Source organism: Flavisolibacter nicotianae (assembly GCF_003628535.1).
Lineage (GTDB): Bacteria > Bacteroidota > Bacteroidia > Chitinophagales > Chitinophagaceae > Flavisolibacter > Flavisolibacter nicotianae.
In genome coordinates this window covers 1-10,559 of record NZ_RBCI01000024.1, presented here as the reverse complement: position 1 = coordinate 10,559, position 10,559 = coordinate 1, and the positions used below count along the sequence as shown (strand labels likewise).

The 10,559-nt window shown below is 51.0% G+C and carries 5 protein-coding genes and 1 pseudogene; 1 reads left to right on the top strand and 5 read right to left on the bottom strand.

Annotation, left to right across the window (positions count from 1 at the left end):
* The 3 genes from D6024_RS25820 to D6024_RS25805 form a co-directional block, all read right to left on the bottom strand.
* A partial coding sequence (locus tag D6024_RS25820; RefSeq protein ID WP_162945042.1) for an Ig-like domain-containing protein occupies positions 1-1,437 on the bottom strand: 1,437 nt, incomplete at its 3' end.
* A 489-nt stretch (positions 1,438-1,926) separates the two neighbouring features.
* A complete protein-coding gene (locus D6024_RS25810; protein ID WP_162945041.1) occupies positions 1,927-2,550 on the bottom strand; it encodes a LuxR C-terminal-related transcriptional regulator in 624 nt (207 codons plus the stop codon).
* Positions 2,551-2,605: 55 nt separating this feature from the next.
* Positions 2,606-5,440: a sensor histidine kinase gene (locus D6024_RS25805; RefSeq protein WP_121357716.1), complete on the bottom strand. Its 2,835-nt coding sequence runs from the start codon at positions 5,438-5,440 to the stop codon at positions 2,606-2,608.
* A gap of 144 nt (positions 5,441-5,584) precedes the next feature.
* Here D6024_RS25805 and D6024_RS25800 point away from each other — a divergent pair, with 144 nt between their 5' ends.
* Complete coding sequence (locus tag D6024_RS25800; protein WP_162945040.1) at positions 5,585-6,526, top strand: hypothetical protein; 942 nt, start codon at positions 5,585-5,587, stop codon at positions 6,524-6,526.
* Between the two features lie 161 nt (positions 6,527-6,687).
* Here D6024_RS25800 and D6024_RS25795 read toward each other — a convergent pair whose 3' ends face one another.
* Together D6024_RS25795 and D6024_RS25790 are read right to left on the bottom strand one after the other, a co-directional pair.
* Positions 6,688-10,023 carry a VCBS repeat-containing protein gene (locus D6024_RS25795; protein WP_121357714.1) on the bottom strand — a complete coding sequence of 1,112 codons (3,336 nt, stop codon included), beginning with the start codon at positions 10,021-10,023 and terminating at the stop codon, positions 6,688-6,690.
* 4 nt (positions 10,024-10,027) lie between these two features.
* Positions 10,028-10,559: pseudogene (locus tag D6024_RS25790) on the bottom strand (CRTAC1 family protein); the annotation flags it as partial.

Genomic DNA, 10,559 nt, shown 5'->3' with positions numbered 1-10,559 from the left:
TGTCTTGGGCGCATTGCAGCCGCTGGATACCGTATAGATAATGTTGGTCGTTCCCGCTTTCAACGCCGTCACCAATCCCGTTGTGGGATCCACACTGGCCACCGTGGCATCCGAACTGCTCCAACTGCCACCGGCATCACCGTTGCTTGTGAAGGTCGCCGTGCCACCAATGCACAGCGGCGTGGTGCCGCTCACCGTTCCCGCATTGGCATCGGGTGAAACCGTCACCGACGAAGAAGATACACTGACACAGCCTGCGGTTGTCTCTGCATTTGCTGTAATCACATCACCGGCAACCAGGCCGGAAACAGAAAGCGTCCAGGCGCCGTTACTCACCGTCGCCGTGCCCAATAGCGTATTCCCCTTTGACACGTTGATCGCTGTTCCATCAGCTTCGGCACTGGTTCCGCTAATACTGGTTGCACCTGCACAAATGGGCGATGAAATTGTCGGCGCACCGGGTTGAACACAACAGGCCGAAACGACAATGGATCTTTGTTTCGAACTGGTCGCCGTTGGATTATCATCCGTTACAGTCAACGTAACCGTGTAAGTACCGGGACCAGCACCTGCCTGTGAAAAATCAAAACTTGGCGTGGCGCCTGACATTGTTCCCACCTGCACATTTGAACTGTTTGTAATGGTCCAGCTAAATGCACCGGAAGGATAAGGTGTTGTGCCGCCTGTCGTTCCTGAAGTTGCGTCCAGCGCATCAAACGCAACCGTTTGTGCTGATTTACCCGACGGACAGGAAGCGGTGTATGCGAAATTGGCGCTTAATGGTGTGACAATAACGATCTCTTCACCATTTCCATAAAATTTACATTTCGGGTCGATGGAGCTGCAATCCGAAGCTGTAATGGTACCATCTGCCTGCAAACGAGTGCAGATATCGGGCGGGAAGGGCGACCTGGTCGGATCCTGGTTATCCCAGGCCGTATAAACATTTCTTAACTGGATGCTTTGTCCACAGTTCCAGACGATCGTTGTGCCGTCCAGGTACGTGTCGACATAACTTGTATGCAATCCCTGGGCAAACTCCCCGGAAAAGCATTTTGCAATCCGCCCGGACTTTGATCCGCCGATATAAACATCGGCGACGATAATGAAGCCGTACCGTGTTTGCGAGGTCACATTAAAGGTCAGTTTCATACTGACGTTATACGACCCGCCACTGCAGGTGGTAGGCAAGGCCGAGTGGTCGACAGCATTGACCAGTTCAACGGCGTTGTTTTCAATTTTAATGTCTTGCGAATTACAGTTTCCTGTCGGACAGGGTACCTGGCTTTTCGCTGTGCCGGCGAACACTATACCCAAAATCAAAAAGGGTATGAACTTCCCGACGGCATATCGTTTTGTGAGCTTCGAGATTGCGTTGCCCACGTCCATGCAAACCGCAGCGATCTGTCTGGGTAGCAAAGTAGAATTGGTGTTCATAATTTGCGTTTAATTTTAAGAGTAGAGGAATAAGATGGCTTATGATCAAAAAAGTATTACCCATATTTATCAGGGTACAAATAGAGCGGATGTGATTTATTGGCTTTCGGTATAAACATTGTCTCATTTTGCAGACTGGCTGTATTTCAGGTTTTCGGCCCTGGTTCATCCAACCAGAAGGAATCATTTGCATAGGGAGGGAGAGAAATCACGCGGACCAGGTGTTGCCTGTCGCTCTTTCCACCAAACTGGAAAGACATGTATGACGTCAGGTTTGCGTCGCAAAACCATTACCGCTCATTTGCACAAGTGCATTCAGAAAAACAGATGTATCGTTGTCGAATTCAGTTAGCCTTACAGAGGATTGATGAACGATTGTTTTCGTGGGGTTCAGAACGCAGTGGGAAACATTTCTTTATGAAAAAGAAACACAGTGACAAAGATGACGGGAAACGCCATCGCAACAAATAGCATAAACATGTTATTTTTCTACGACCGGAAACGGGCAGCGATTTCGGCCCGGGAACGCACATTCAGTTTCGTGTAAATTTTTCGGATGTGGGAGTTGATGGTATCGATGGAGATGAAACACTTGGCCGCAATCTCTTTGTAGGAAAGGCCATCCATGAGCAGCAGTAAAATTTCCTGTTCACGCCTGGTGAGATGATAATCTTCCAGCCTCGGTGCGCTTTTGACCGGCTGCTGAAAATACGTCAAAATCTTGCGGGCAACCTGGCCGTTCATCACTCCTTCGCCCCGGTAAACGCTGTGAATTGCTTCGAGGATTTTTTTGGGAGAGTCTTTTTTCAACAGGTAACCGATCGCCCCTGCTTTCAGGGAATCAAAAATTTTTTCCTCGTCTTCAAAAACAGTCAGCATGAAGATATGCAGGAATGGCAATGCTTTTTTCAGAAAGCGAACGCCATCGATCCCCGAATCCTGTCCCAGGTTGATATCCATGATAACCACATCCGGTGCCACCTTCACCAAAGCCGGGAGATCGGCAAGGCTGCTTCCTGCAAACACAACGGCAATCCCCTGCTCTTTTTGCAGGTAGGTAATCAGGGCATTTTTATACGTTGCATTGTCTTCAATTATGCTTACGGATATCATGGCAATAAAGGTATCTTCTCCTTTCCCCAAAAGCAATACCCTGTCTTCGTCCCTCTCAGACCGGAATGCACACGTCGACGCGGCTGCCTTTGCCCGCCGCAGAGCTGATCTCCATACGGCCCTTCAGCTTACGGGTCCGTTCCTGCATGGACAAAAGCCCGTTGCGCCGTTGCTTCTCTCCATCCGGGTGGAAGCCTTTGCCATCATCGGTGACGGTAAGGCAGAGTCGCGAATTCCGGAACAGCAACTGAACAATGCAGTTTTGGCCGTTGGCATGCTTGGCGACATTGTTGACCATCTCTTTGAAAAGAAGGTAAAGATGCCGCTTGGTCAGAAGGTCCAGCCGGAGGTGCAGCAGTTTGGGATCCGTTTGAAACTGGCACTGGACCCGGGCGGCTTTTAGCAGGGGCACCGCATAGTTCTTCATGCGGTCGATAAACTGCCCGGTAGAGTCGTTTCGTGGATTGATGCTCCACACCAGGTCGTCGAGACTATTGATGACATGGTTCACATTTTCCCTGATGTAGTGTAGGTAGCCGGTGTTGTTTTCTTCGCTTTGGGCCAGGTCAACATAAAAATTGACACTGCTGAGGGTAGCGCCAATGTCGTCGTGCAAGTCGTTGGAGATATCGCGGCGCATCAGCTCCAGCCGCAATTTCTGGTTGATCCGGTTGCGGATGACCAAATAGCCAATGCCTACGGCAGCCATGTTCAACAGCACCAGAAACCACGCGGTTTGCCACCAGGGCTTCTGAATTGCAAAAGGGAAACGGATGACCTGCGCCTGTTGCAGGCCTTTGTTGTCGACCACATAAAAATCAAATTCATAATCGCCGGCGGGCAGGGCAGAATACCGAATCATCCGTTCGCCGGGATAGGTAGCCCGCCACGCATTGTCCGAACCGGCTAACCGGTAGCGGAACGACACGGATTCGGGGTCGTAAAAAGCCGGCGACGAAAAGAAAAATTGTACATCGTTCGATTGATTCGGGAGGCTGACATTGGAAGTTGTCAAGGTATCCCTGCCGTTGACAATGACATAATCCAAAAATCCCCTTGGACTGGTTTTTTGCGCAGCCAACTGGAACGGCACTTTGTATACGCCATTTGCCGTGGCAATGTAGCCCACGTCGCCACTCTCGGCTACATCAAGCACGTTGGCGCCTTCAATCTTGGGCAGATCGATATTTTGCAAAATGCGGCCCGTATGAATATCCAGCACCTGGATACCGCTGCGTTCGAAAAGCCAGAGGTGATCTTCGGTCAGTTTTACCCGGATAATGGTATTGGAGGCAAGGGCATTGGCGGCCGTATAATGCTGCACATTTTTCCCCTCTATCATCCAGAGCCCGTCGTCGATGGTCGATACATAGAGCCTTGCCTGTTTATACGCAACGGAGGTGGCAAACACTTCCCTGCCGTCAATCAAAACCGGCTTTGCCGTTTTGTGATTGACCTCGTATAGGCCATTTTTGGTGGCGGCGTAAACAACAGCACGCAACGAGTCAAAGCGAACAGACCGTGTGCGCTGCGGGATCAGCAGGTAAGCCGTCGCCGCGGTATCGGTCCAGTTGACAAACGGATATTGTTTTTGCTTTTCCTGCAGCCATTCCCGCCTGTTGGTTGCACCGGTCAGGTAAGGCATGAGGTAGAGTCCCGTGGCGGTGGCCACATAAAAACTGCTGCCGTCAAAATCCACATCCAGTATCGCTTTCAGCGAAATCGGGGCCTGGATTTTTTTCTCCTTCGCATTCACGATATACGTATCGGTAGAGGATCCAACGATAAAAAGATCATTGGTGACGTAACGGATAAAATCAATGGATCCAAGACCGTTGAAGAGTTCATGTTTCCAGTCGAACCGCGATGAGTCGGTTTTGAAACGAAACAGGCTGCCTTTTTGCGTTCCGGCAAAAAAATAACCCGCGTTTGCGTTGAGCGAACGGATATAGCTGTTTTCACCGATCTGGAAAAACGTTCGCCGCCAGAGACCGGGCCGGTAACTGACCAGCAGGCCACCGCGGCGGCTGCCAAACCACGTGTTTCCTTCGCTGTCGCAAACGGCATCCATCAAATCGTAATTCTCGACCGTTGCGCCGGTAGCAAGGTTTACGCTTTGGTTACGGGTATGCACCCAGGGCCCGGGATTAACCGACACCGCATCGATGAAATCGTGGTATTCTGTGCCGGCTAAAAAACGCAGGCGACCATTCTCCCATTTCAACTTGAACAAAACCCCCGAAGGGTTGGCAACCAAATACAGGGTATCGTTGCAGGTCCCTGGTTGCAGTGTCAGGAAATTATCGGCCGGGAACCGGAATGCGGATGCCACGGCGGTTCGCAGCAGGAGGCCATGGCTGTAGGTATACCAATCCTGGCCATCGAACACGATGGCTTTGTCGCGAAAGACAGCCAGCGATACAAGGGAAACCGGCGAGACCTGGCGGAAGGGTAAAAGACGGGTGGTAAAATTTTCCGTGTTGCAGACATAGAGGCCTTTGTAGCTGGTAATAAGCAGTTCGTTGCCGAACAGGGCCATCTTAGGGTTTTGATTTTCTTTTTTGTAATCGTAGCTCTCCAGCCGGTGAACAATCCCCCTTTCAATGTAAAAAACCTGCCCGCTGAAATTGTGGTACCAGATGCGGCCATGTCCATCTTCGGCGATATCGGCCGTTGGCAGGCTGATTTGGTCGGGATGGGAATAGCTGGTGAAATTGAGGCCATCGTAGCGGCTGATGCCCAGCCCGTGTGCAATCCATAAATAACCGTTTTTATCAACGTGCAGGTCATTGAGTTCGTTGGTCGGCAAGCCATTGACCCGCTCAGGATGCAACTGGGAAAAAGCCTCCCGTGAAAGCAGAAAGAGCACCGCTAGTAAAACGAATCTCATCAAGACAGTTGTCTTCCGAATATAAGCGATATTCGAAGGACCAACAATAGCTTTTTCTTCTATGTTTCTGCAGATGATTTGCCGGCATTGGACCGACAGTATCTCCTTCAGCGCGGTCCGGGTAAAAAGATTTATTTTGGCAGCATGAGAAAAGTGGTTGTCTTGCTGCTCATTTTGCTTGTCATTGGTCTTGGCTTTTTTTCTTTCATTATTCCGGCCAGTATTTCAATAAAAGAAGAAAACCGTATCGCGGTTAACTCAAAAGCTTTTACCCGGGTTTTCCTCCACGAAGGCCCCGATTTTTCATGGCTGGCTGTCGGCCGCCGAAGTGCGTTACCGGCCGGCAGTTTCACCTACAAAGGCAATGACTATTTCCTTCTGGAAAAAAGAGCCACCTCGCTGCTCTACTCCATCCGGCACGAAAACGACTCGCTGGTGGCCGAACTGGTGATCATTCCGTTCAGCTCCGATTCGGTAGCGCTGTCGTTCATTGGCAGTACAAAAACAGGATGGAACCCGGTCTCCCGCCTGCAAAAAGGCCGCTGGGCCAAACAGGTCGCTGCCGACATGAAAACACTGCTGCAAACATTGCGATCGTTTTATGCCGATGAAAAAAATATTTACGGGTTCACCATCCAGCGGGAGTTGGTCGTGGACACCGCACTGGTTTCCACATCGGAAAGGTCAAAAGGCCAACCGTCGATAACGAACATTTACGGCATGATTGACCGCCTGAAATCATTTGCGCAAAAAAACAATGCAGCGCCCACCGGCCTGCCCATGGTGAATGTGACAACAACGGCCGATAGCCTCTATTTGACAAGGGTGGCCCTGCCGCTGAACAAGCGGCTGAAAAGTGAAGGCGATATCCAGTCGAAATGGATGATGGGCAATGGCAATATCCTCGCAACGGAAGTAAAAGGCGGACCTTCCAGAATCCAACAGGCTTTTACGGCACTGGAACACTACACAAGCGACCACCAATGGGCAACTGCCGCCATCCCGTTTCAATCGCTGGTAACGGACAGGAGAAATGAGCCGGATACAAACAAATGGGTAACGAAGGTCTTCTGGCCGGTGATGTAGCCTTCACCTCAAACAGTTCCGCGAAAGCTCTTTCTGCCGGTAGTCATATCCAAATTCCTGTACCGGCATTTTCATTTCAATTGGCTGCAGTGTATCTTTTGAAAGAGTGCGCCTGTCAGCGCATTCATTCAGGCCTTCACACGAACAGTTATTGAAACCGTCTATCGCTTTTGGAATGGCTGAAACGCAATCACCCTTGTGCTGTCGTTATTCCGGGCCAGCAGGTATGCCTGCTGCTGACCAATCCTGACAGGCTGAATATGCCTCACCTGTCCTTTTACCGACAAACCGTTTAAGGTGCTGCAACGAAACTTACCGCCGCCCTGGTTGATGAGCAGCGTGCCGTAATCGGCATCGTAGCGTCCCATCTCAATATTGCTGTCGTAGTAATTTCCCATGAGCAATATATCGGGTCTGCTATCGCCGTTGGCATTCACCACAGCCGCGTCTTTAAAGCAGGTGAATTGTGCCTCCGCCGGCAGGGCCGTTGTTTCAAACTGGAGGTTACCGCGGTTGTGCAAAACGGCATTGGCAAAATAATCGGCCGTAAACACCGAGGCCTCTTTTAATTTTTCTTCGCCAAAGATGTCACTGAGCGATGCCCTGGCCAGGTCCTCGGCATACAAAAACTTCTTGCGCAAAACGGGCAGTTGCTTTTCCAGTTCGGCCTTGCTGGCAAACGGGATTTCTTTTCCGGCCACGTAGTAGGTCAGCACCTGTTCTTTCCGGCCATTGCCATCAAAATCATTGTAATAAAGCCGCACCGGCTCTTCGGCCGAGGCTTTCAGTCGGCTGTTCAGGCCCAGGTTGCCGGCAATGAGATCAATGTTGCCGTCACCGTCCACATCGCAGGGAAGCAGGACGTTCCACCAGCCTTTTTTATCACTCAGGACTTTTTTGGTGAAACTCCCCTTGTTGTTGATGAATGCCGTGGGACTGCCCCACTCCAACGACAACAAAAGATCCTGGTCGCCGTCCTTGTCGATGTCAAACCAAAGCGCATTGGTCACCATTCCCGCCTGCGCCAGGTCTTTTGCATACTGTGCCGTGACATCTGTGAACGTGCCATTCCGGTTGTTGCGCAGCAGGTAGGATTGCGGGATCTGTCCATAGCCCCAGGGCACTGTTCTTCCACCGATGAACAGGTCTTCGTAACCATCGCCGGTAAAATCAGATGCCACCACGCAGGAAGCCGTGAGAAAAAGATTGCCAAACGGGTTGGGCAACCGGGATAAATTCCCATTGCCGTCGTTGAGGTAAGCCCTTGGCGTATTGTGCCGGTCTTCACCATAAAATTCATTACCGCCACTGGCCACCACCAGGTCGGGTGCGCCGTCCCTGTTGATATCGGTCCAGCAGGCGCCGGTGTCTTCGTAGCTGCTGTCGGCATCCAGAACCGGTTGTTTCGACACAAGAAAAGCACCGGAACGCTGTTGCAGGAACACAGCGCTTTTCTGGTCTCTTGCGCCCCCTATAAACACATCGTCCAGGCCATCCCTGTTGATATCGCCAACGGCAATTGCCGGACCTTCGGTAGACGTTTCGTGCGGGATGAGCGGTTCTCGGTCAAACTCCACAAAACGGTTTTCCTGGTGCAGGTAATTGATGGCCGTTTGTGCCGTGATATCTACTGCCTGCGCTGTCGGAACGGCTTGCCGGGCAAAAATGGAAAAATCAAATACAGGCAGGCCTTGCCGGTATTTGACCGTTATTGCGTTTTTATTTCCTGGAAGAGAAAGCCGCTGGTAGGTCCTGTCAGGCCAGACAAGCAGCAGCGAGTCAACTTTGGTGTTCTTCAACCCGATGTGCAGCGGGACCTGCATGCTCGACAAAAAGCCTTTCACCGGGTAGTTCTCATAGGTTCTCGTTTCGCCACCACTGAACAAAATGGCTTTTGCACCAATGGCGTTCCTGTTTTGCGCCGGGCCCTGGAGGGTCAGTTCGATAAAGGTATGATTTGCGGTATCCGCTGTTTTGTTCTCATACAACATTGCCGGGTGGTCGATGTTATTCACCACGATGTCCAGGTCCCCGTCGCCATCGAGGTCGGCATAGACGGCCCCGTTCGAAAAAGTCGGCCCGTTGCCTTCCACCAGCGTTTCTTCGTCGGTGAACGACAGGTTGCCGTTGTTGCGGAAAAATTTATTCGGCAGTTTGATCTCGGGAAACTTCGTGATCAGCGAGAGATCCTTCCCCTGCATGTCGTTGTTGGTGATCTTCTGCTGCACTTCGCCGTTCGTTACAAAATTGACGTAATCGATGTCGTTCATCCGCTTCGGAATGCCGTTGGAGATGAAAAGGTCTTTCAAACCGTCGTTATCAAAATCCATCCACAGCGGGGCCCAACTCCAGTCGGTGGCTGCAATACCGGTGTACAGACCCACTTCACTAAACAGGCCGTTGCGCCGGTTGTACTGCAGGTTGTTGCGGGTAAACTGGTACGAATAGCCCATGCCGATCTTTTCGTGGAAAAGGTCATAGCTGTCCTCTCCCAGCGACCGCTTCAGGATGTAGGGATCAGCGGGGAGCATGTCCATCGAAATGATTTCCGGGTAGGCATCGTTGTTAATGTCGGCCACATCCACGCCCATGGAATACTGGCTCGTATGCATCAAACAGTTTTCACCATCTTCTTTGAACGTACCGTTTCGCTGGTTGATGTAGAGGTAATCGTTCTCGTGAAAATCATTCCCGATGTAAATATCCGGGTAGCCATCGAGGTTGATATCGGCTACGCAAATACCCAGGCCATAACTGATGGCTGTGCTATTAATGCCCGTTTCCCTGGTGACATCGGTAAAATGGCCCCCATCGTTGCGAAAGATCCGGTCGCCAGACAGGGGATCGTAGGTGCCCCTGAACACACTCCGCGGCCGGAAGTTGTTGTTCTGGTGAACGGAATGATTGAGCAAAAAAGCGTCAAGATCACCGTCGTTGTCGTAATCAAAAAACGCCGCCTGCGTGCTAAAGCCGGTGAAGTCAAGGCCGTATTGACTGGCCTTGTCGGTAAAACGGGGAACGCCATTTTTATCTACCCCTTCGTTGATGAGGAACTGGTTTTTGCTGTGCAGGGTTTCGTACTGGCCTACACGGCAAACATAAATATCGAGCAGGCCGTCGTTGTTGATATCAACGACCGATACACCGGTTGACCAGCCACCATCCTGCGGGATTGTGGCTTCTTTTGTAACATCTTTGAACTTCAGGCCGCCCTGGTTGAGATAAAGCCTGTTCTGCTGCTGGTTGGCGGCAAAAAAAAGGTCGATCTTTCCATCGTTGTTGAAGTCACCGGCACCCACGCCACTGCCGTTGTAGAAATACATGTACTTGAAAAGATTGAACTGCGGTGAGTACGTCAGGCTGTTGCTAAAATCCAGGCCTGTGCGCTTGCTGTCCAGCACTTCAAAAAGCGGGTATTCCGCTTTCTTTGCCTTACAGCCGCACACCACAAGGCCAACGGCACACAGAAAATACACTATCAGATTTCTTTCTTTCATGTTTCTACTTCAACCGGTACAGAACGGGTTTCTCATTGTTTTGTGTAACCAATAGAAATTTTTTATTACCAGAGGTTATCTCTTTGATGTCTTTTACTTCGCCCCTTGCATTCATCCCGGAAGCGGAATTGGGAACCCAGGTAAACGCTCCCTTTCCGTTGTTTAGCAACACATCCCCATAGCTGGCATCGAGCCGTCCAAACTGCGGCGGAAAGGTAAAGAGGTTGCCGCCAGTTACCAGGTCAACGGCGCCGTCGTTGTTGATGTCGGTGGCACAAATGGCGTTCAGGCTAGACAACTGTACCCGGACGGGAAGCGGTTGGACCGTAAATCCGCCTTTGCCGTTGTTGATGGCTACGATGGATGAACAGTAGTTAAACCGGTGAACGGCCGTACCTGCCAAAGCGTTTTGCCCGAAGAGATCCTGTATTGATTTTTTGGCGTAGTCGCTGTGTTTGAGGTTATCTTTTTTGAGGAAGGGGAACTGTTCGGTGATTTCGCGTTTGAGAAACACCGGCATGTCTTTCCCCGCCACC